This window comes from Methylobacterium sp. E-041 (genome assembly GCF_022829665.1).
Taxonomy (GTDB): domain Bacteria; phylum Pseudomonadota; class Alphaproteobacteria; order Rhizobiales; family Beijerinckiaceae; genus Methylobacterium.
Map to the genome: position 1 here is coordinate 1 of NZ_JAKSYQ010000069.1, position 22,305 is coordinate 22,305.

Here is a 22,305-nt window from a genome sequence, read left to right on the forward strand (position 1 = left end):
CGAGTGGGCCGGCGGCGCGGCACTCTCGCACCGCCTGCCGACCGCCGTGCCGCTGGCGATCAACGTCGGCTACGCCTATGGCGGCGACGGCGGCCACGGGGTGCGGGCCGGGCTCGGCGGCGAGTTCTGAGCGCGCCTCCCGCCCGGCTCGGGCCGGGCGGGCTCGGGCCATCGCGTTGGTCCTGAGGCAATCGACGCAGCAGGCCAGGCCTCTGGGTGACGGGCGCGCCCGCCATCCAGGGGTCGTCTTCGTCGGCCCCCCATGCGATCGGGCGATGGGGCTCGTCTCCCGCATCGACTTGCGGACGGGTCGAATGTCGCCGATCGGGGCGGCTCGTTCGCCAAACCCGACCCGTCATTCCGGGGCACCGAAGGCGAGCCCGGAATCACGAACCGCCGAGCCGGCCCGAAAGGGTGTCGACGGTCGATTCAGACAGCTTCGCTGGCGGTTCTGGGTTCCGGGCTCCGCTGCGCGGCCCCGGACTGACGGGTCGGGTTTCAGGACGGTCGCGGTCGGGTCGTCGAACCGTGCTTCGCCGTTCGGGCACGTCGGCCGCCCGCGACCCCCTCACCGCGCCCCGCGATGAAGGTCCCCGTCGATCAGCAGCGCGCTCTTGCCGTCGAGGCGGGTGCGGTAGACCTGCAGGTTCTCCATCACCCGCTGGACGTAGTTGCGGGTCTCGGTGAACGGGATGCGCTCGACCCAGTCGATCGCGTCGACCTCGCCCTTGCGCGGGTCGCCGTAGGCGTCGATCCACTTCTTCACGTTGCCGCCGCCGGCGTTGTAGGAGGCGAAGGCGAGGATGTAGGAGCCGCGCCAATCCTCCATCAGCTCGCCGAGATGGGCCTGGCCGAGGCGCGCGCTGTAGATCGCGTCAGTGCCGAGCCGGTCCGGGTCGTAGGCGGCCGAGACGCGTCGCGCGGTGCGCTGGGCGGTGGCCGGCATCATCTGCATCAGGCCGCGCGCGCCGACGCCGGACTGCGCCCGCGGGTCGAACTGGCTTTCCTGGCGCGCGATCGCGAAGACCATCGCCTTCTCGACCAGCGGCACCGAGCCGAACGCCTCGTAGGTCGGGATGCCGATGGTGGGGTAGGCGTGCGCGTCGAGGGGCAGGCCGCGCTGCACCGCGAGCTTGCCGACGGCGACGAGGGCGCGGGCGTCCTTCATCTCGACGGCGAGGTCGCCGAGGGCCTGCACCTCGCGCGCATCGGTGAGGCGCTGCGCGGTGTCGATGTAGAGCGGAAGCGCCAGCTCCTTCAGCGAGGCGGCCCCGAGCAGGCGCAGGGCACGGATGCAGAGCCGGTCGTCGAAGGCGGCGCGCGCCGGGCCGTCGAGGTCGGCGGGCGCGCGCAGCGCGAGGCTGGTCTGGCCGAGCTTGGCCCGGGCGAGCTGCCCGTAATAGGCGATCGGCTGCAGCGCCGCGGTCTCGTAGAACCCCTTGGCCGCATCGGCCTGCCCGAGGGCTTCGGCCGCCCGGCCCTGCCAGTAGGCGGCGCGGGCGATCGAGATCGGCGTCTCGGCGATGCCGGCGGCGAGCGCGAAGTGGCGGGACGCGGCCTCCGGGTCGCTGCCGAAGCGGAGCGCGATCCAGCCGGCGTGGAACTCGGCCTCGATCCGCTTCTCGACGGTGCGGGCCGGGTTGGCGCTCGCCACCGCGTAGGCGGTCCTGGCGTCGCCGAGGTCGATCAGCTTGCGCGCGACGATGCGGCGCTCGACCCACCATTCGTCGCCGTCGACGAGCACGTCCGGGTTGCTCGGCGCGGTCGCCAGCACGGCCGCCGCCTCGGCCGGCTTGTCGGCCCGGCGCAGGAACTGCGCCCGCGACAGGATGTAGGAGCTGTCGCTGCGCAGCGACGGCGGCACCGCGGCGAGGGCGGAGGCGGCCCCGGAGCTCTTGTCCTCGACGGCCCGGCGCGCCCGCACCAGGCTGGCATAGGCGCCGCCGGCATAGGTCGCGGCCCGGCCGGCCGCCTCCCAGTCTTCCTTCAGGAGCGCACGCTCCATGCGGTAGCGGTGATCGATGCGGGTGAGCACGCCCGGGAAGGCGTCGGCGACCCTGGCCTCGAGCGAGCGGCCGAAGGTCTCGGAGCGCCACAGGTCGCGGACGAGGTCGGCGGCGTCCGCATCGAGCCCGTCCGCCTTGAACGCCAGCGCCAGGGCGAACTTGCCCGGCGCGCTCGCCGGCCGGGTCGCACCGAAATAGGCGCGCACCGTCGCCGGATTCCTGCGCTCGGTGAGCAACGCCTCCTCGGCGCGGCGGCGGAGAAGCGGGCCCGCCGGCCAGTCCGGGTTGGCGCGGGTGAAGGCGACGGTGCGCTCGAAGCCGATGCCGGCGCCGGCGCGGATCGCGACCCATTCGAGCAGCGCCCGCGCCGCCGGATCGGAGAAGCCGTCGCGCAGGCGGTCGCCGTCGGCGACCTTGCCCTTGCGGTAGAAGTCGATCGCCTGGCGCAGCTGGGCGACGTCGGTGTCGCCGACGCGGGCGATCGGACCGAGGCCCGGCACCTCCGGCACGGGGGCGGCCGGCGTCACGGCGGCGTCGGGCAGCGGGAAGGCGACGGGCGCGTCCGGGTCGGCCGAGGCGTAGGCGGCGGCGCCCGCCGGGAGCGCCTGCCCGGGCGGAAGCGGCTTGGCGGCCCCGGCATCGCCGGCGGCCTTCGGATCGAGCTTGAGCGCGTCGGCGGCGACCGGATCGAGCGCGGTCCTGGAGCCCTCGACCTGGCTGGCCGGCGCCGTGGCGTCGCTCGCCGGCGGCGTCGGCTGCGAGGCGGGCGGGGCCTGGACCCGCGGCAGGTCGACCGCCGGCGCGGCCAGCGCCACGCCCGCGGTCAGCGCGAGGCCGAGGGCAACGATCTGCGAGCGTGTGAGGGACGCCATGGATGCGGTCACTCTCTGCGATCCGGTTTCGACGGATGCCGGCAAAGGACAGCCTCGGCGCCGAGCGTTAAGAACGCATTAACCGCGTGCGCGAAGGGTTTGCGCGGGGGTGGCGGAAGCCCTATGTCTGCGCCGCCCGCAGCGCGGCGCCGGACCACCGGCCCAGGCCGGAGCGGGCAACGAGACCGGCTGGGACGCCCGAGATGACCGAGACCACTGCGCGCTGCCTTCGGGGCTCCATGACCGCCCTGGTGACGCCGTTCCGCGACGGCACCTTCGACGAGGCGGCGTTCCGAAAGTTCGTGGCCTGGCAGATCGAGCAGGGCAGCCACGGCCTGGTGCCGACCGGCACCACCGGCGAGAGCCCGACGCTGACGCACAGCGAGCACGACCGCGTGGTCGAGGCCTGCATCGACGAGGCCGGCGGCCGCGTGCCGGTGATCGCCGGCGCCGGATCGAACTCCACGGCCGAGGCGGTCGAGCGGGCGCAGCACGCCGAGAAGGCGGGCGCCGACGCGGTGCTCGTGGTCACGCCGTACTACAACAAGCCGACGCAGGGCGGGCTCTACGCCCACTTCAAGGCCGTCAACGACGCGGTCGGCATTCCGATCATCATCTACAACATCCCTCCGCGCTCCGTCGTCGACATGAGCGTCGAGACGATGGCGCGCCTGTTCGAGCTCAAGAACATCGCCGGGGTGAAGGACGCGACCGCCAAGATCGATCGCGTCAGCCTCCAGCGGCGGGCCATGGGCGAGGGTTTCATCCAGCTTTCGGGCGAAGATGCGACCGCGCTCGGCTACAACGCCCATGGCGGCCACGGCTGCATCTCGGTGGTGTCGAACGTGGCGCCGCGGCTCTGCGCCGACCTCCAGGAGGCGACGCTGTCGGGCGACTTCGCCAAGGCGCTGCAGCTGCAGGACCGGCTGCTGCCGCTGCAGGTCGGGCTGTTCGCCGAATCCAACCCCTCGCCGGTGAAGTACGCCCTGGAACGCCTCGGCCACATGAGCGCCGACGTGCGCCTGCCGCTCGTGCCGGTCTCGGACGCGACCAAGGCGATCGTCGACGCCGCCCTGCGCCATGCCGGCCTCCTGGCCGGCTGACGCCAGGCACCGAAGAGACCGATGGCTCCCAAACCCGAACCGAACCGGCGCATCGTCGCCGACAACCGCGCCGCGCGCTTCCACTACGCGATCGAGGACACCCTGGAGGCCGGCATCTCGCTGACCGGAACCGAGGTGAAATCGCTGCGCAGCGGGCGCGCGACCATCGGCGAGGCCTATGCCGGCCCGTCGGGCGGCGACCTGATGCTGTTCAACGCCTACATCCCGGAATACGTCCAGGCGAGCCGCTTCAACCACGAGACCAAGCGCCCGCGGCGCCTGCTGATGCACCGCCGCCAGATCGACAAGTGGATCGGCGCGACGCAGCGCCAGGGTTACACGGTGGTGCCGCTGAAGATCTACTTCAACGAGAAGGGCCGCGCGAAGGTCGAGCTCGGCCTCGGCAAGGGCAAGCAGGCCCACGACAAGCGCGAGGCCGCCAAGGAGCGCGACTGGCAGCGCGACCGCGCCCGGATCATGCGCGACCGGGGGTAGCTCCCGGACGGCCGCGCGGGTCGGCGCGACGATGCCCGGCCCGGGTTGCGAGAGTCAGAGAGCACGCCTTCCCTCCCCCCTCTGCGGGGGAGGGTGGGCCTCGCCTGAGCGAGGGTCGGGAGAGGGGAGCGCCGTATCCGGAACCGTCGCTCCCCTCTCCCGACCCGCTTCGCGGGCCACCCTCCCCCGCAGAGGGGGGAGGGAAGCGACGCGCAAATGTTCGTTCAAGAAAGCAGATTTCGAGGCTGGAACGAGAGATGGCGTGCGCGATGCCCCATCTCGTTGAATCGCCTGCTCGAACCGGAGCCGCGCCATGGACCCGAACCTCGCCCTGCCCGCCAACCTTCCCGCCCCGATCGACGACGGTGCGGCGGCGCACCTGACCGGGATGAGGCTGCCGGACGTGTCGCTCGCGGCGACCGACGGCACCCGCGTCTCGCTGGCGAAGCTCGCCGGGCGGACGGTGGTCTTCGCCTATCCCCGCACCGGCGAGCCGGGACAGCCGAACCTGGTGGCGGACTGGGACGCGATTCCCGGCGCACGCGGCTGCACGCCGCAAGCGTGCGGCTTCCGCGATCTCCATGACGACCTGAAGGCCCGCGGCGTCGCGCAGGTGCACGGGCTCTCGACGCAGACGGGCGCCTACCAGCGCGAGGTGGCGACGCGCCTGCAGCTGCCGTTTACCTTGCTGTCGGACGCCTCGCGCGCCTTCGCGATGGCAGCGCGGCTGCCCACCTTCGAGGCGGCCGGCACCATCCTGCTACGCCGGCTCAGCCTCGTCGTCGACGACGGCGTCGTGACGAAGGTGTTCTACCCGGTGTTCCCACCCGATCGCAGCGCGGCCGACATCCTGGCCTGGCTCGATGGGGAGGGAACCGCGAAGGCCTAATCCTCCGCGGGGGCGTCCGGCGTTCCGTTCGCGCCCTGACGGATGCCGTAGCGGCTCTCCAGGCCCGGGTTGGCGCGGGCGGGCCGCTCGGCGTAGTCGCGCGTCCGGTCGCCGGCCGGGCGAGCCTGACGCTCGCCGGGGTCTCGCCCGACCTTGCCGATCAGCTGCACGAGGTCGACGAACTCGTCGGCCTGGCGGCGCAGGTCGTCGGAGATCATCGCCGGCTGGGTCTGGATGGTGGAGACCACCGTGACCTTCACGCCGCGGCGCTGCATCGCCTCGACCAGCGAGCGGAAATCGCCGTCGCCGGAGAACAGCACCATGTGGTCGATGTACTGGCTCAGCTCGAGCGCATCGATCGCAAGCTCGATGTCCATGTTGCCCTTGACCTTGCGGCGGCCGAGCGAGTCGGTGAACTCCTTGGCGGGCTTGGTGACGACGCGGTAGCCGTTGTAGTCGAGCCAGTCGATCAGCGGACGGATCGAGGAATACTCCTGATCCTCGATCATCGCGGTGTAGTAGAACGCCCGAATCATGTTGTCGCGGGACTGGAATTCTTTCAGAAGCCGCTTGTAGTCGATGTCGAAGCCGAGGGCCTTCGTCGTCGCGTAGAGGTTGGCGCCGTCGATGAACAGGGCGCTGCGCTGTAGTGCACTCATGGCACGATCCATTTCTAAAATATAACCAAAACAATCATGGCACGTACCGCCCGCGGAAAAGCAGGTGGACGACACGCATCAAGGTTACGGGTGCAAAGTCGGCCCAACGGAGGACAGTGGACGCTGCTTGTTCCAAAAATCGCCGGCGACGGTGCGCAATAGTGACCGTACGGCATGTGTGAAGCGCACGATGGAATGTGTCAACCTTCGACGGAAAACGTCCTTTCGACGATCGGTCGACACAACCTCGTCGATCTTTTTCTCATTCGCCCCGCAACAACGGCGAAACATCTGCTGCCGGGACGATCAAACGCGCGTGAGTCCGTCGGCCGGCGCTGAGGCCTTCGGCATAGCGCGGCTGCCCGGCTTCACCGGCGGCAATGCGGCCAGCTCGGGCGGCAGCGCGTCGGGGGGATAGGCCGGGATGTCGAGGGTGACGAGCGAGAGCAGCGGCAGGCCGATCTCGCCGCGGCCGCCCGAGCGGTCGATCAGGCAGGCGGCGCCGACGATCTCGCCGGGCTCGCCCCGCAGCGAGGCGAGGCATTCGCGCGCGGACAGCCCGGTGGTGACGATGTCCTCGACGATCACCGCGCGCTGGCCGGCCGGGATGCTGAAGCCGCGCCGCAGGGTGAACGGGCCGCCGGGATCGCGCTCGACAAAGATCGCTCGCGCCCCGAGGTGCCGCGCGGTCTCGTAGCCGGGCACGATGCCGCCGATCGCCGGCGAGACGACGATGTCGACCTGGCCGAAGCGCGCCGTGATCACGGCGGCGAGCGCCCTGCACAGGCGCTCGGTGCGCGGCGGCTCGGAGAAGATCGCCATCTTCTGCAGGAAGACCGCCGAGCGCAGGCCGGAGCTCAGGATGAAGTGGCCTTCGAGCAGCGCGCCCGCATCGCGGAACTCCGCGAGAACCTCATCCGGACTCATGCGCACGGCTCCTCGCGGGGTGATGGCGAATGGTGCGCTTGTGGCAGCGGGAGCAGGTGGAGGCAAGCGGAAGGGGAAGAGGAAGGCGTTCGTGTCCCGGCTCGCATTCGGAACCCGAAAAACCCGCCCGCGGGGCAGCGGACGGGCCGGCGTCGCCGACGTCAGCGGTTGGACGCCATGCCGGCGGGCGGCTTGAAGTTCCCCTGCCATTGGGTGACCTGATCCGTCGGCGAGGAGAAGGTGGTCGTGAAATTCCCGTTCCCCTTCATGCCCACGAACGCGCCCGTCGCCTCGACGACCTTCGAGCTTCCGACGGCCATGAGGCGCCCCTGCGGATCGGTCGTCACCTTTCCTTGCAGCGTACTGGTCACCGAACCGTCCGGCGTCGTCAGGGTAATCCTACCCTTCACCGGCCCCTGACCTTTCACGAGCGTCACGCTGTCCTCGAGCGTGACCTGCGCGTTGTCGAGCGGCTGACCCGGGCTCCTGTTGACGCCCGAACCGCTCTCGTCGATCTGCACGCGGTCAGGACCCGTCGGTTGCGGACTCTGCTTGTCGTAGTGAACCCAGAACGTGCCGTTCATCGGCATGGCGCGAGCAGCCACCGTCCCGGCGATCATCGTTGCAACGGCAGCGGATACCACTGTCTTCTTCAACATTGGACGTCCTCCTTGCTGAGGTGCATGATTTTTTTAACGGACGTAAACTATCGCCAAACCCTCTTATAAAAGATGGCGGTCAGACACGTCTAAATACGTATCTGCGGTCGATCAAACGACTGTCCGTATCTGCAATATTTCCTCGAACAAAAATCGACTTCGCAATCGAAACATCCAAAGAATATGATGGATCATGCGATACGGCGGAGTACGTGGCGCATGCCATTCTCGACCGTATCCGAAACGTCTTCGCGCAACGAGCGGCACCAATGCAGGCTGAGTCGCAGAGGGGTCGCTCTCGATCCTTCGACATGCGCCATGCGTCGCCGAGCAGCGTGTCGAGTACGCAGCAAGAAAACTATCTGACCTTCTCCCAGACGATCGTGAGCACCTCCATCTTCCCCTCCTGGACCGACATCTGTGGCTTCGTCGTGTAGATCAGCCGACCATCCCGAGCCACGATATCCCGTATGAAGTCTTGGCCGCTCCAGAATTCGTTCCACGATGCATCGACGTGGTGGGTGATGGCGTTGCCGTTCAAGGTGAACGTTCCCGCATAGGCCCACATCGTCCGGAACAGTTTCGCGCGATCGGCATCGGTCAGATTGGTCGCCTTCTCGACATTCGGCCGCTCGTTGCTCACGGCAACCGTCATCATGCGCCCGTCGGGCGAGTAGGTGATGTAACCGACCGGCTTCGACCCGAGGGTGTTGCGCTCCTCGCCGGAATCGATGAAGCGCGTCACGCTGCTGACAAGCTTCCAGGTGCCGTACACCTCCGACGGCTCGATGGCGTCGGCGGTCGCCGGGATCGACAGCAGCGCGACCGCACACAGGCTGCATAGCATGGGCGCCTCCTCGGGTGATTGCATGCGAATCGGACGATATACAATACATCGTCGAGCGAATACGATCCTCTACCAATTTCGGAGGCGTGTCGAGGGCGCTCATTTCGCGAACGATAGTCGATCGGGCGGATGCCGATCGATGCCGGGTCGAGGACCGCGTCCAGAAGGCCGGCTCCCCGAAGGATGGAAAGGCGCGACAGAACGGTTTCGAGCATCGGGTCGAGCGCCGGGGTGCCGATCTCGCCGATGAGCTTTGCCGCTTCGCGCCGATCACCGCGAGCGCCATTCCGGCGATCTTGCGAAACTGAACGGTGCATTCTTCAGGGATGATCCGGTCGGGACTGGATCCATCGTCCCGAGCGTGCTTCAGGCGGCGCGATCGGGTTCGTGCTGCGGCCACGCGATCCGAGAGCGGCATCGCCACAAGTCCGGGCTCACCCGCCCGGACCGGGAAAAGCGCTCCGCGACGGCGTCGACCGGGCCCGGCGTGAAGCATCGTTCGACCTAGAGCACGGGCACCGCGGGCATGGCCTCCAGGGTGCGGCGAGCTGGTGTGGCAAGCCGCGAGTCGTCGTCCACGTCCTCGCGCCGAGGCGCCCTACCCGTTCACCCGGTCGACCCGGCTCACCGTCCGCTTGCCGCGCAGCTCCGCGATGATCGCGTTCAGATGCTGCAGGTCCCAGACCGAGAGGTCGATGACGATGTCGGTGAAGTCCTGAGTGCGGCGCTTCATCGAGAGGTTGTCGATGTTGCCGTCGTGGTCGGCGATCACCTGTGCGATCTGCGCCAGCACGCCGGGCTCGTTGATCGATTGCGTGGCGAGCCGCGCGGGGAAGCGCTCGGTGGCGTCCGCCTCGATGTCCCAGCGCACGTCGAGCCAGCGCTCGGGCTCGTTGTCGAACGCGGCCAGGGCCGCCGACTGGATCGGGTAGATCGTCACGCCGACGCCGGGCGTCAGGATGCCGACGATGCGGTCGCCGGGCACCGCGCCGCCGTCCGGGGCGAAGCTCACCGGCAGGTCGCCGGCGAGGCCGCGGATCGGGATCGAGTCGGTTCCGTCCGCCGCGCCGCCGCCCGGGAAGGTCAAGCGCATGGTCTGATCCTTCGACCGGATCAGGCGGCCGGCGCCGTTGACCACCGGTTGCGGCACCCCGGCCGGGCCCGATTTCCGCTCGTCCTTGTAGTCTGGGTAGACGCCGCGCACGACGTCGCCCGAGAACATCTCGCCGCGCCCCACCGCCGCGAACACGTCCTCGGCCGAGGCGCGGGCGAGGCGCGGGAGCGCGCCGCGCAGCTTGTCGTCGGTGAAGCTCTTGCCCGCGCGCTCGAACGCCCGATCGAGGATCTGGCGCCCGAGGCCGGCATATTGTCGACGCACCGCCGAGCGGGTCGCGCGCCGGATCGCGGCGCGGGCCTTGCCGGTGACGACGAGCGATTCCCAGGCGGCCGGCGGCGCGGCGCCGTCCGAGCGCGAGATCTCGACCTCGTCGCCGTTGGCGAGCTCGTGCAGCAGCGGCGCCATCCGGCCGTTGATCTTGGCGCCGACCGCCGAGTTGCCGACGTCGGTGTGCACCGCGTAGGCGAAGTCGATCGGCGTGGCGCCGCGCGGCAGGGCGATGAGCCGGCCCTTCGGCGTGAAGCAGAACACCTGGTCCTGGAACAGCTCGAGCTTGGTGTGCTCGAGGAACTCCTCGGGGCTGTCGCCCTCGGCCAGCAGCTCGATCGTGCGGCGCAGCCACTGGTAGGCGCCGCTCTCGGCCGCCAGCCGCGGGGCGACGCCGCCCTCCGGCTCGCGGCCGGCCGGCAGCTTGCCGGCCTCCTTGTAATGCGCGTGCGCGGCGATGCCGTACTCGGCGATGTCGTCCATCGCCCGGGTGCGGATCTGCAGCTCGACGCGCTGGCTCTTCGGGCCGATCACCGTGGTGTGGATCGAGCGGTAGTCGTTCTGCTTCGGCGTCGAGATGTAGTCCTTGTAGCGCCCCGGCACCATCGGCCAGGTGGTGTGGACGACGCCGAGCGCCGCGTAGCAATCGTCCAGCGTCTCGACGACGACGCGGAAGCCGAACACGTCCGAGAGCTGCTCGAAGGCGACGGACTTGCGCTCCATCTTCGACCAGATCGAGAACGGCCGCTTCTGGCGGCCGGTGACGGCGGCCTCGATCCCGCGGGCGGAGAGTTTTGCGGTGAGGTCGCGCTCGATGGTGTCGACAAGGCTCTCGGTCTTCGCGGTGAGGTCGGAGAGCCGCCGCGTGACGGTGGCGTAGATCTCCGGCTTGAGGTTGCGGAAGGACAGGTCCTCCAGCTCCTCGCGCAGCTCCTGCATGCCCATGCGGCCGGCCAGCGGCGCGTAGATGTCCAGCGTCTCCTGCGCGATCCGCTCGCGCTTGTCGGCGCGCATGTGCTGGAGCGTGCGCATGTTGTGCAGGCGGTCGGCGAGCTTGACCAGCAGCACGCGCACGTCCGCCGCCACGGCCAGCAGCAGCTTGCGGAAATTCTCGCCCTGCGCCGCGCGCTTCGAGACAAGGTCGAGGCGCTTGAGCTTGGTCAGGCCGTCGACCAGCGCGCCGATCTCGGGGCTGAACAGCTCGCGGATCTCGTCAAGCGTCGCGGCCGTATCCTCGACGGTGTCGTGCAGCACCGCCGCGACGATGGTCGCGTCGTCGAGGCGCAGATCGGTGAGGATCGCCGCGACCTCGAGGGGATGGGCGAAGAACGGGTCGCCGGACGCCCGCTTCTGCGTGCCGTGCGCGCGCATGGCGTAGACGTAGGCACGGTTGAGCAGCGCCTCGTTCGTCGCGGGGTTGTAGCGCTTCACCCGCTCGACGAGTTCGTACTGGCGCATCATCCGCCGGGAGACCCTTTCCGATCGCGAGGAGGCGCAAGTCTCACGCAAGCCGCGGCCGCGCGCCAGCCCCGAATGCGTCGCAGCCCGAGAAAGCCGAGGCGGCGCGCAAGCAAAAGGCCCGGCGTCTCCGCCGGGCCCGTGAAAGTCCGAAGTCCGGCGACGACGCCGAAGGCTACTCGCCCTCGTCGTCGGTCTCGACGGGCGGCGCCAGGTTCTCGAGGCCGCGGAGCAGGTCCTCCTCGCTCATGCGGTCGAACTGCGGCGCGGAATCGTCGCTCGCGGCGGTCGGCGAGACGGCGGCGGCGGTGGGCGAGCTCGACAGCAGCGGCACGGCCTCGGCCTCCGGCTCGTCGACCTCGACATACTTCTGCATCGAGTGGATCAGCTGTTCCTTGAGGTCGTCGGCGGTGATGGTCTCGTCGCCGATCTCGCGGAGCGCCACGACCGGGTTCTTGTCGCGGTCGCGGTCCACGGTGAGCGGCGCGCCGGCGGCGAGGAGACGCGCGCGGTGGCTCGCGAGCAGGACCAGCTCGAACCGGTTCTCGACCTTCTCGATGCAATCTTCGACGGTGACGCGAGCCATGCGCGGCGGCTCCTTCCAGCGGATACGGGGATGTCGGGCGGTGCCGGCTCATACACCGGTTGCGGTTTGGCAACAAGCACAGCGGTTTATTGCGTCGTGCATCCCGCGAGACCGTGCCGCCGACGGCACGAATCGCCGAGCCGCGACGCTCCGGGGCGCAGGCCCGGTTTGTGCGCTGCATTGTTGACACCCGCGGCGGGTGGTGCGACTGCGCCGCCCTTTCCGACAATGGGTTAGGCGACGGAGCGACCGTGCGGGCACTCATCTTTCCGGGCCAGGGCAGCCAGGCCGTCGGCATGGGCAAGGCGCTGGCCGAGGCCTTCCCGCAGGCGCGCGCCGTGTTCGCCGAGGTCGACGACGCCCTGGGCCAGCCGCTCTCCCGCGTGATGTTCGAGGGCCCGCTCGACGCGTTGACGCTGACCGCCAACGCGCAGCCGGCGCTGATGGCCGCGAGCCTCGCGGTGCTGCGGGTGCTGGAGGCCGAGCGCGGGCTCGATCTCGCGCGCGACGTCGCCTTCGTCGCCGGGCATTCGCTCGGGGAATATTCCGCCCTCGCCGCCGCCGGCAGCCTCACGATCGCCGACACTGCGCGCCTGCTGCGCATCCGCGGCGAGGCGATGCAGGCGGCGGTCGCCCCCGGCGACGGCGCCATGGCGGCGCTGATCGGCGCCGAGGTCGAGACCGCCGCGGCAATCGCGGCGGAAGCGGCCGAGGGCGCGGTCTGCGACGTCGCCAACGACAACGGCGCCGGCCAGGTCGTTCTCTCGGGCGACCGGGCCGCGGTCGAGCGCGCCGTGGCGCTCGCGCAGGCGCGCGGGATCAAGCGCGCGGTGATGCTCAACGTCTCGGCGCCGTTCCACTGCCGCCTGATGCAGCCCGCCGCCGAGGCGATGCGGGCGGCGCTCGACGCGGTCACGCTCAACCCGCCGGCCGTGCCGCTCTACGCCAACGTGCTCGCGACGCCGGTCTCGGATCCCGATGCGATTCGCCGAAACCTCGTGGCGCAGGTGACCGGAACCGTGCGCTGGCGCGAGAGCATCGCGGCCATGGCAGCGGCGGGCGTCGACGCGTTCTCCGAGATCGGCTCCGGCAAGGTTCTGTCGGGCCTCGTCAAGCGCATCGCGGCCGGTGCCGCGGCGGTGCCGGTCGGCACGCCGGACGACGTCGCCGCGTTCTCCCTGGCGTGATCGAGGCCCGCGCGCCTTCCTTCTCCCCTCTGCGTGAGAAGGTGGCCCGCGAAGCGGGTCGGATGCGGGGAGCGACGCCTCCGGATACGGCGCTCCCCTCCCCCGACCCCCGCTGACGCGGGGGCCACCCTCCCCCGCAGAGGGGGGAGGGAGACGCGCGGAGCCGATACCAAGACTTCGACACCCACAGATGAGGTGATCCCCATGTTCGATCTCACCGGTAAGAAAGCCCTCGTCACCGGCGCCACCGGCGGGCTCGGCGGCGCCATCGCGCGGGCGCTGCATGCGCAGGGGGCGGCGGTGGCCCTGTCGGGCACCCGCGCCGAGGCGCTGGAGGCGCTGGCGGGCGAGCTCGGCGAGCGCGCGCACGTGCTGCCGACGAACCTGTCCGACACGGCCGCCGTCGAGGCGCTGGTGCCGGCGGCGGAGGCCGCGCTCGGCGGTCTCGACATCCTCGTGAATAACGCCGGCATCACCCGGGACAACATCTTCGTGCGGATGAAGGACGAGGAGTGGGACCAGGTCATCGCCGTCAACCTCACCGCCGCGTTCCGCCTGTCGCGGGCGGCGGTGCGGGGGATGATGCGGCGGCGGGCCGGGCGCATCGTCAACATCGGCTCGGTGGTCGGCACCACCGGCAACCCGGGCCAGGGCAACTACGCGGCGGCCAAGGCCGGGCTCGTCGGGCTGACCAAGGCGCTGGCGGCGGAGGTCGCCTCGCGCAACGTCACCGTGAACTGCGTCAGCCCCGGCTTCATCGCCTCGCCGATGACCGACGTGCTCAACGAGAAGCAGCGCGAGGGCATCCTCGGCCGGGTGCCGGCCGGGCGCCTCGGCGAGGGTGCGGAGGTGGCCGCCGCCGTGGTCTACCTCGCCTCGGCGGAAGCGGCCTACGTCACCGGCCAGACGCTGCACGTCAACGGCGGCATGGCGATGGTGTGACGCCGGGGCGCGCGGCCCGGCCATCCCGCGGAAAACGCGGCGGAATCGGCGCCCGGAGCACACCGATGAACGGTTCGTGAACCGGGCCTCGCCAGCGCCGAAACCCTGTGTTAACACCCCGGCTGCCGTGCAAGGGGTTGACGGTTCGGCGGGTTCCGAGTCCAAGGCCAACAGGATTTCAGGACCCAGCGCGTTCGGTCACCAGCCGCTCGAAACAGGACCGGCCCGAAGCAAGGGCCACGGCGGCAACGGCGCCATTCCTTTCACCCACGTAACGTGAAGACCGAGGACCAGCAACGATGAGCGATATCGCTGAGCGCGTGAAGAAGATCGTCGTCGAGCACCTGGGCGTCGAGCCCGAGAAGGTGGTCGAGGGCGCCAACTTCATCGACGACCTCGGTGCCGACAGCCTCGACACCGTCGAGCTCGTGATGGCGTTCGAGGAAGAGTTCAACGTCGAGATTCCGGACGACGCCGCCGAGACCATCCAGACGGTCGGCGATGCGGTGAAGTTCCTGGAGAAGAACTCGGCCGCCTGATCGGCCAAAACGTCCTTCGGGTCGACGCGGCGCGGGCGGGGTGGAAACACCCGACGCGCCGCTGTCGTTGTTCAAGCGGAACGGGTTCGGGATAGCGCGATGCGGCGGGTGGTGGTTACGGGTCTGGGGATGGTCACGCCGCTCGGCAGCGGAGTCGAGCACACCTGGAGCCGGCTGATCGCCGGCGACAGCGGCGCCGGGCCGATCACCACCTTCGAGACCTCCGACCTCGCCTGCCGCATCGCCTGCACGGTGCCGCTGGGCGACGGCAGCGACGGCACCTTCGATCCCGACGCGTGGATGGAGCCGAAGGAGCAGCGCAAGGTCGACCCGTTCATCGTCTTCGCGATGGCCGCCGCGGGCCAGGCGCTCGACGATGCCGGCTGGCACCCGACGAGCTACGAGGACCAGTGCGCCACCGGCGTGATGATCGGCTCCGGCATCGGCGGCATCGGCGGCATCTACGACGCCTCGGTGACCCTGAAGGACAAGGGCCCGCGGCGGATCTCGCCGTTCTTCATCCCCGGCCGCATCATCAACATGGCCTCGGGCCAGGTCTCGATCGCGCACGGGCTGAAAGGTCCGAACAGCGCCGTCGTCACCGCCTGCTCCACCGGCACGCACGCGATCGGCGACGCCGCTCGCCTGATCATGCTGGGCGACGCCGACGTGATGGTCGCGGGCGGCGCCGAATCGCCGGTCGACCGGCTGTCGATCGCGGGCTTCGCCGCCTGCCGGGCGCTGTCCACCGGCTTCAACGACACGCCGACCAAGGCCTCGCGCCCCTACGACAAGGCCCGCGACGGCTTCGTGATGGGCGAAGGCGCCGGCGTGGTGGTGCTCGAGGAATACGAGCACGCCAAGGCCCGCGGCGCCAAGATCTACGCCGAGGTGGTCGGCTACGGCATGTCGGGCGACGCCTACCACATCACCTCCCCCTCGCCGGACGGCGACGGCGCCTTCCGCTGCATGACGGCGGCCGTGAAGCGGGCCGGCATCGACCCGGGCGCGATCGACTACATCAACGCCCACGGCACCTCGACGCCGATGGGCGACGAGCTCGAGCTGCGCGCCGTTGAGCGCCTGCTCGGGGCCGCGGCCCAGGGCGTCGCGATGTCCTCGACCAAGTCCGCCGTCGGCCACCTCCTCGGCGCCGCCGGCGCGATCGAGGCGATCTTCTCGATCCTGACCATCCGCGACGGCGTCATCCCCCCGACCCTCAACCTCGACGACCCGAGCGTCGAGACCGCCCTCGACCTCGTCCCGCACGAGGCCAAGCGGCGGCGGGTGGACATCGCGCTGTCGAATTCGTTCGGGTTTGGCGGGACGAATGCGAGCTTGGTGATGCGGCGGGTTTCTTAACTCGCTGTTTTGGTTGTTATCGGCTCTGTTGGTAGAACTTCCAGCATCGCCGTAACTACACTCCGCAAAATTCCCACTGAAGACAATGCCTCGTCCAGTGATAAGGCAGCCTCTGAGTCTATTATTGGGTTTCTATGTAATCAAGTCATCTGGCCCAGCGAAGACAAAACCTTTTATCGCCAATATCTTTCGAACGCATTGTTTTAACGTAAACGCCAAGACTTCTTACTTTAGGATTTGGCAAGTTTGTGCTGACGACAGAGTAGTACTTTTGCAGCACGCTTTTAGCTGCCCTAAATAAATGATCTCCACAAGCGGTTGGCATGTCTTAAGCAATCGCTTTTGCTGCTTCTCTTACGTCGACCAACGCCTCGGGGACTTTGTTTTTTAGATCGGTTGGGAACAGCGCATAAGGGTCGTCCAGTAGCAACAGGGTATCGTGACTACCCTTTTGATTGACGAAAAACGCTGGTGTAATTCCCACTTCCGCCTGTAAAGCAATCTTGCAACGATCATATGCAGTTCGGATCCGATATAGAACAAATTCATCAACGTCACGCTCCAGATCAAAATCTCCTTGCGTTACGTTGGCAAATTCTCGCAGAAGGTCATTAGCAAGGATTCTTGAGCTTCTTACCGTCGAAGCAAAGACGCTATTGCCGACAAAATTGCCTACGAAGTTTGTGTGAGAATTACGTGGTGAAATATATGCTTGTAATTTACTTCCGATTTTTGAGGCACTATAGTTAGCCGATTCAAATTTTCGGCCAGCTCTTAAATGTATGGTAGTAAAATTCGGATCATCTAGCGCCTCTGTTTATTTTACGGTCTACCACCCCCGCCGCTCCCCCGCATCCGGCACCCGCCCCTGCGGCGTGAGCCCGTGCACCACCTCCGGCAGCACTTGAGACAGCTGCGACAGCAGCGAGTCCCGGTCCATCCCGGTCTGGCTCTGGAGCGCGCCGAGGGTGTCGGGGCCGAGCGCGCGGGCGAGGTCGTGGGGCTCGATGCTGCGGTTGCTGCCGTGGCCGATCCACGAGTCGATCACGTCGCCGAGGCCGCCCTGCCGGAAGCGGTCGACGAGGCCGTCGAGCCCGCCGATCTGACCCGATGTTTCATGTGAAACATTTCCTGATTGAGGAACATTGGCTCGATCGCTGGGGCCGTCAAGCATCCCGGAGAGATCGCTGTAATCGCCGGGCGGCAGCGGCGCGTCGCGGCGGCCGCCCTCCTGGTCGAAGCCGCCGATGTCGCCGGGATCCTGGGCGGAATCGTCGGCGGAGTGGCCGGGATCGCGGCCGTAGGGACCGGCGCCGCCGGAGCGTTCGGTGTCCGGGCCGGGTTCCGGCCGGCGCTGGCCGCCGCCGAACACGTCGCCGAGGGCGCCCCCCAACCCGCCGCTCGCGCCCTTGGCGAGCAGCAGCATCAGCAGCGCCTTCACGATCGGCGACATCGCGCCACCGGCCGCGCCGCCCGGGTTGCCGCTGCGTCCGCCGCCGAGCACCTGCCCGAGCACGCCGCCGATCACCGAATCGAGCAGACCCATGGTGGTTTCCTTCAATCAGGATGGACTGAGCGCACGAAAAAGCCCCCGCCGATCAACGGCGGGGGCCGGGCCGAGGTTGCGTCGCGCCTAGCGGGCGGAGCGCGTCGCGTCGGGCAGGTGCTCCTTCGGGTTCACCCGCGCGGTGCCGACGGTGCCGGTGTCCATCACGTCGGTGCCGGGCGCGAGGGCGCGGGCCGAGGGGACGGTCCCGTTCGGCCGCCCTTCGGCGTCCGGTAGGGTCGCGGCGGTGGGCTGGTCGATGCGGCTGGCCGCCGACTGCGCGCGTGCCGGCTCGACGAAGTCGCCGAGCATTGCGAGCGCACCGGAGCCGGCGAGGCCGGCGGCGAGGAGCGCGGTGGCGGCGAGGCCGGCGCGCGGGCGCAGGGTGAGGCGACGGCGGGCGGAGCGATCGAGTCTCATGGTTTGGGGTCCGTTGCGTGTCTCCGGTGAGCCCGAAGGCTCTGTCTGGAGGGGCAACGCCGGACCGGGGCGCCTCGGTTCCGCGCTGGCTTCAGGTTGTGGGGGGCTCGCTCGGTCGCACCCCCGCGAGGCGCCGGGCGAGCCCGCCGAGCGCGCAGCCGGCGAGGTAGGGCGCCAGCATCGCGACCGCGCTCTCGAGCCAGAACCCGGCGACGCCGGGCACGATCCCCGCGAGGGCGATGCCGGCCGGCACCAGGGTCGCGATCCCGAGCGCGGCGGGAATCGCGGGGCCGGAAGGCAACCCGGCGAGCCGGCCGACGCCGAGCCCGAGCATCAGGGCGGCGAGCGATCCCGGCCACAGGCCGGCGAGGAGAAGCATCACGGGCGAACGGCCTCTTGACGGTCAGGGCAGCACGGCGAAGGCGATGCCCGGCCGGTCCGAGGGTTTGGTCCGCGATGCTGAGCTGATCGACGCCGGCGCCGGCCTGGAGCAGGTACTCGACGACCACCCCGGCGCGCAGCCGCGCCAGGTCGGGCTCGGGCGCTTCGGCCGCCTCCCTGGGCTTCGCGTCCTTCGGCTTGGCGTCCTTCGGCTTGGCATCCTTGGCAGGCTTGGCGTCCATGGACGCCGGCGCGGCCTTCTTGTCCGATGCCTTGGCGTCGGGCTTCGCCGCGTCGCTCTTGGCCGGATCGGGCTTGGCCCCTGCCTGCGCCCCGGACGCGTCGGCGACCTTCGCCTCGGGCGGAGCGGGCGCGGGCTTGGCCGGATCGCCGTGGCCGGCGACCGCGATGCGCAGCGCGGGGCAGGTTTTGGCGAGATCGGCGAGACGATCAAGCACCGGATAGAAGATCGGCGCGAGCGCGCCCGAGCCTGGCGGGAAGCGCAGGCTGGTTCCGCCGACGAGCGCCGTCGCCTCGGCGCGGCAGGCCTCGGGATCGCGCGTCGGCACGGGGGTCTTCGGCACCACCGCGACGGTGGCGCTCCAGCCCGGCGGCATCGCGGCCGGCAGGGTCCGGGCGACCCGTCCCGCGGCCTCGCGATACAGGCTCTCGCCCGAGAGCGTCAGCGTGCGGTCGGCGACCGCGACCTCGCCGCTCGACAGGCTCGCCAGCACCGGCACCGCGGCGGACAGGGCGGCGGCGAGGTCCGGCGGCGCGCCGTCGGCGATGCGGGTGCGGTCGACGATGCGCTCGCGGAAGAAGCGCGGCTTCACCACGGCGAGCAGCCGGTCGCGCGCTTCCGTATCGGGGAGGTGGCCGGACAGGCTGACGCTGTCGGCCTCGCGCCGGATCGCGACGCGGTAGGGCGAGAGCGGCTTCACCGTGAGCGCCACCGCGCCGGCTCCGACCCCGGCGGGCCTGGCGTCGCGCATCGCCGTCTCGATCTCCCCGACGGCCTGGCTGTCGACGGCGTCGCCCGCGACCGACACCCGGGCGCCGTCGAAGCGGGCGCCGCCGCTCTGCATCAGCCCGACGAGGCGGACCAGGAACCGGGCGAGCGCGTCCGGCTCGATGTCCTTAGCGAGGCCGCGGGCGGTGCGCATCCGGTCCTCGACCGCGACGCCATCGGCGATCTCCGCGGCCAGCCGCCCGATCTCGGCCCGCGCCGCCTCCGAGACCACCGAGCCGGTGAGCACCACCCCGCCGCCGGGGTTTCGCGACACGGCCATGGTGAAGTCGTCGATCCGCGCCGGCAGGACGTCGACCCGGCCGAGCGTGTAGCCCGGCGGCGGCTCGGCGAGCGCGGCGCGCAGCGCGTCGTAGGCGGCGACGTCCACCGCCTCGCCCGAAACGGCGATCGCCATGTCCGTCACCGTGGCGATGGCGCCCGGCGCGAGGTTGCGCAGGCGCGCGACCGCGTAGGCCGCCGCCGCGGGGAAGTCGGGCGGCGCGCCGCGGGCGGCATGGGCCGCGTCGTCGATCGCCGTCTCGTCGGGGATCTCGGCGGCCAGGCGCGTCCGCAGGGCGGCGCGGCCGATCTCCGCCGGGCGGCTGCCGGAGAACGCGATGCGGTCGGGGGCGGTCCGGGTGGCGCTCCAGGCGAAGGGCGCGGCGGTCTCGATCAGCCCGATCTCGGGCACGATCCGGCGCGGCTCGGCCAGCGCCTCCAGCCGGGCGAGCGCCGCCGCGCGCGCGGCCGGCCCCGGCGCCTCGCCCTCGGCGACGATGTCGCGCCCGCGGACCGTGACGCGGAGCCAGGGCTCGGGCGATCCGGCCTCGGTCGCCTGCGCCACCGCCTCGCCGGCCTCGGCGATCCGCGCGCCGATCCCGGGCCCGGCGTACAGCGTGGTGCCGACCCAGATCAGCCCGACCACGGGCAAGCCGAGCAGCCAGCCCTTGGATCGCAGGCCGTCAAGCGATGCGGGCGGATGGCGAGACGGCACGGGCTACGATCCGATGATGGCGGGCGATCCTCGTCTCACAGAGCGCATGATCGGGCACGGGTCCCCTCCCCCGCGCGGGAGAGAGTGCTGAGCCGTGCTTCGAACACGCCGTCCGGTGCCGACACCCGGAGATGAGTGAGTCCTGGAACTTCTGCACCGGAAACCTGAACCGCCATCGCGGCATCATGAAGGCCGGCGGACGCTCACCCTTCGCGCAGCATCTCCAGCTCGAGCCAGCGCTCCTCGGCGCCGGACAGCTCGACCTCGGCCTGGGCGAGCATCGCCGACGCCTTGTCGAAGCGGGCCGCGTCGCGGGCGTAGAGGCCGGGATCGGCCAGAACCGTGCGGAGCTGCGCGATCGCGCCCTGCAGCTTCTCCATCCGCGCGGGCAGCGTCTTCAGCTCGTGCTGGTCCTTGAAGTTCAGCTTCGCCCTCGACGCGGGCGCCGCGTCGGCCCTTTCGCGAAGGTCGGCCTTTGCGCCGCTCTTGGCGTCGGCTTTCCCCTCGGCTTTTCCCTTGGCGCCGGCGCGCGCCTGCACGCCGATCCCGCGCTGGTTGACCATGTCGGAGTAGCCGCCGGCATACTCGACCCAGCGCCCCTCGCCTTCCGAGACCAGCACGCTGCCGACGACGCGGTCGAGGAAGTCGCGGTCGTGGCTCACCAGGATCAGGGTGCCGGAATAGTCGCCGAGCATCTCCTGCAGCAGGTCGAGGGTCTCCAGATCGAGGTCGTTGGTCGGCTCGTCGAGGACCAGAAGGTTGGCCGGCTGCGCCAGCGCGCGGGCGATCAGCAGCCGGTTGCGCTCGCCGCCCGAGAGCACCGACACCGGGGTGCGCGCCTGCTCGGGGGTGAACAGGAAGTCCTTCAGGTAGCCGACCACGTGGCGGCTGACGCCGTTGACGACGACGGAATCGCCGCTGCCGCCGGTCAGCACCTCGGTCACGGTCATGCTCGGCTCGAGCACCGCGCGGGCCTGGTCGAGCAGCATCATCTTCAGGTTGGTGCCCTGGCGGACGCTGCCGTCGTCGGGCTGCAGCTTGCCGGTGAGCAGGTTGATCAGCGTGGTCTTGCCGGCGCCGTTGGCGCCGACGATGCCGAGGCGGTCGCCGCGCATCACCCGCAGGGACAGGTCGGCGACGATCCGGCGCTCGCCGAAGCTCTTGCTCGCGTTCTTGGCCTCCATCACCAGCGTGCCCGAGGCCTCGGCCTCGCCGGCCTGCATCGTCACGGTGCCGACCGGGCGGCGGTCGTCGCGGCGCTCCTTGCGCAGCGCGTGCAGGTTGCCGAGGCGGCGCACGTTGCGCTTGCGCCGGGCGGTGACGCCGTAGCGGAGCCAGTGCTCCTCGTCGTTGATCTTGCGCTCGAGCTTGTGCCGGTCGCGCTCCTCCTCCTCGAAGAACGCGTCGCGCCAGGCCTCGAAGCCGGAAAACCCCTGCTCGATCCGGCGGGTGACCCCGCGGTCGAGCCAGATCGTGGCGCGGGACAGGGCGGAGAGGAAGCGCCGGTCGTGGCTGATCAGCACCATCGCGGCGCGGGTGCCCTTCAGCTCGGCCTCGAGCCACTCGATCGCCGGCAGGTCGAGGTGGTTGGTCGGCTCGTCCAGCAGCAGCACGTCGGGCTCGGGCGCCAGCGCCTGGGCGAGCGCGACGCGGCGGCCCTCGCCGCCCGAGAGCCGCGTCGGGTCCTCGCTGCCGTCGAGGCCGAGGCTTTCGAGCAGGTAGCGGGCGCGGTGATGGGCGTCGCCGTCGCCGAGGCCCGCCTCGACGAAGTCGAGGGTGGTGGCGAAGCCGGAGAAATCCGGCTCCTGGGCGAGGTAGCGGATCGTGGTGCCGGGCTGGACGAAGCGGACGCCGCGATCCGGCTCGACGTGCCCGGCGGCGATCTTCATCAGCGTCGACTTGCCCGAGCCGTTGCGCCCGACGAGGCAGGTGCGCTCGCCGGGCGAGACGGAGAACCCCGCTCCCTCGATCAGCGGCGTGCCGCCGAAGGTGAGCGCGATGTCTTGAAGGGTCAGGAGCGGTGGGGCGGCCATGGCCGGG

Annotated in this window: 18 protein-coding genes; 7 read left to right on the forward strand and 11 right to left on the reverse strand. The window is 70.1% G+C overall.

The genetic code is table 11. The features are described from left to right. Window positions 1-568 precede the first annotated feature (568 nt). A complete protein-coding gene (locus tag MKK70_RS06185; protein WP_243946380.1) occupies window positions 569-2,878 on the reverse strand; it encodes a transglycosylase SLT domain-containing protein in 2,310 nt (769 codons plus the stop codon). A 203-nt stretch (window positions 2,879-3,081) separates the two neighbouring features. Here MKK70_RS06185 and dapA point away from each other — a divergent pair, with 203 nt between their 5' ends. The 3 genes from dapA (at window position 3,082) to MKK70_RS06200 (ending at window position 5,365) form a co-directional block, all read left to right on the forward strand. Further along, entirely contained in the window at window positions 3,082-3,981 is a 900-nt protein-coding gene (gene dapA, locus MKK70_RS06190; RefSeq protein WP_243946382.1) for a 4-hydroxy-tetrahydrodipicolinate synthase, read from the forward strand. A gap of 21 nt (window positions 3,982-4,002) precedes the next feature. Beyond that, a complete protein-coding gene (smpB, locus tag MKK70_RS06195) occupies window positions 4,003-4,476 on the forward strand; it encodes an SsrA-binding protein SmpB (RefSeq protein WP_147727737.1) in 474 nt (157 codons plus the stop codon). A gap of 313 nt (window positions 4,477-4,789) precedes the next feature. Beyond that, window positions 4,790-5,365, forward strand: coding sequence for a peroxiredoxin (locus MKK70_RS06200; RefSeq protein WP_243946384.1), 576 nt, complete (start codon window positions 4,790-4,792; stop codon window positions 5,363-5,365). Here MKK70_RS06200 and MKK70_RS06205 read toward each other — a convergent pair. The 6 genes from MKK70_RS06205 to rpoZ form a co-directional block, all read right to left on the reverse strand. Beyond that, window positions 5,362-6,024 carry an NYN domain-containing protein gene (locus MKK70_RS06205; RefSeq protein ID WP_147859678.1) on the reverse strand — a complete coding sequence of 221 codons (663 nt, stop codon included), beginning with the start codon at window positions 6,022-6,024 and terminating at the stop codon, window positions 5,362-5,364. The two genes, MKK70_RS06200 and MKK70_RS06205, sit on opposite strands and share 4 nt — an antisense overlap. A gap of 306 nt (window positions 6,025-6,330) precedes the next feature. After that, window positions 6,331-6,951, reverse strand: coding sequence for an orotate phosphoribosyltransferase (pyrE, locus tag MKK70_RS06210; RefSeq protein ID WP_243946386.1), 621 nt, complete (start codon window positions 6,949-6,951; stop codon window positions 6,331-6,333). Between the two features lie 161 nt (window positions 6,952-7,112). Next, window positions 7,113-7,610, reverse strand: coding sequence for a hypothetical protein (locus tag MKK70_RS06215; RefSeq protein WP_243933009.1), 498 nt, complete (start codon window positions 7,608-7,610; stop codon window positions 7,113-7,115). 358 nt (window positions 7,611-7,968) lie between these two features. Further along, on the reverse strand, window positions 7,969-8,481 hold the full coding sequence (locus MKK70_RS06220) for a lipocalin-like domain-containing protein (RefSeq protein ID WP_243946389.1): 513 nt from the start codon (window positions 8,479-8,481) through the stop codon (window positions 7,969-7,971). A gap of 574 nt (window positions 8,482-9,055) precedes the next feature. Further along, on the reverse strand, window positions 9,056-11,302 hold the full coding sequence (locus MKK70_RS06225) for a RelA/SpoT family protein (protein WP_243946391.1): 2,247 nt from the start codon (window positions 11,300-11,302) through the stop codon (window positions 9,056-9,058). Between the two features lie 172 nt (window positions 11,303-11,474). Further along, window positions 11,475-11,885, reverse strand: a complete 411-nt coding sequence (gene rpoZ / locus MKK70_RS06230; protein ID WP_147727742.1) for a DNA-directed RNA polymerase subunit omega — start codon at window positions 11,883-11,885, stop codon at window positions 11,475-11,477. Window positions 11,886-12,136: 251 nt separating this feature from the next. On the opposite strand from rpoZ, the gene fabD reads away from it, so the two are divergent. The 4 genes from fabD (at window position 12,137) to fabF (ending at window position 15,915) form a co-directional block, all read left to right on the forward strand. Next, window positions 12,137-13,072, forward strand: a complete 936-nt coding sequence (gene fabD / locus MKK70_RS06235) for an ACP S-malonyltransferase (RefSeq protein WP_313899078.1) — start codon at window positions 12,137-12,139, stop codon at window positions 13,070-13,072. Between the two features lie 204 nt (window positions 13,073-13,276). Beyond that, window positions 13,277-14,014 carry a 3-oxoacyl-[acyl-carrier-protein] reductase gene (gene fabG, locus MKK70_RS06240; RefSeq protein ID WP_243946393.1) on the forward strand — a complete coding sequence of 246 codons (738 nt, stop codon included), beginning with the start codon at window positions 13,277-13,279 and terminating at the stop codon, window positions 14,012-14,014. A 299-nt stretch (window positions 14,015-14,313) separates the two neighbouring features. Beyond that, window positions 14,314-14,553, forward strand: a complete 240-nt coding sequence (locus tag MKK70_RS06245; RefSeq protein WP_066926221.1) for an acyl carrier protein — start codon at window positions 14,314-14,316, stop codon at window positions 14,551-14,553. Between the two features lie 99 nt (window positions 14,554-14,652). Beyond that, on the forward strand, window positions 14,653-15,915 hold the full coding sequence (fabF, locus tag MKK70_RS06250; RefSeq protein ID WP_243946395.1) for a beta-ketoacyl-ACP synthase II: 1,263 nt from the start codon (window positions 14,653-14,655) through the stop codon (window positions 15,913-15,915). Between the two features lie 829 nt (window positions 15,916-16,744). On the opposite strand, the gene MKK70_RS06255 is transcribed toward fabF, so the two are convergent. The 4 genes from MKK70_RS06255 to MKK70_RS06270 form a co-directional block, all read right to left on the reverse strand. Further along, window positions 16,745-17,461: a YidB family protein gene (locus MKK70_RS06255; RefSeq protein WP_243946397.1), complete on the reverse strand. Its 717-nt coding sequence runs from the start codon at window positions 17,459-17,461 to the stop codon at window positions 16,745-16,747. A gap of 87 nt (window positions 17,462-17,548) precedes the next feature. Further along, window positions 17,549-17,881: a hypothetical protein gene (locus MKK70_RS06260; RefSeq protein WP_243946400.1), complete on the reverse strand. Its 333-nt coding sequence runs from the start codon at window positions 17,879-17,881 to the stop codon at window positions 17,549-17,551. Beyond that, window positions 17,878-20,265: a BON domain-containing protein gene (locus MKK70_RS30545; protein WP_279603547.1), complete on the reverse strand. Its 2,388-nt coding sequence runs from the start codon at window positions 20,263-20,265 to the stop codon at window positions 17,878-17,880. Before MKK70_RS30545 ends, MKK70_RS06260 begins: the two co-directional genes overlap by 4 nt. 203 nt (window positions 20,266-20,468) lie before the next feature. Further along, entirely contained in the window at window positions 20,469-22,298 is a 1,830-nt protein-coding gene (locus MKK70_RS06270) for an ATP-binding cassette domain-containing protein (RefSeq protein WP_243946402.1), read from the reverse strand. Window positions 22,299-22,305 lie beyond the last annotated feature (7 nt).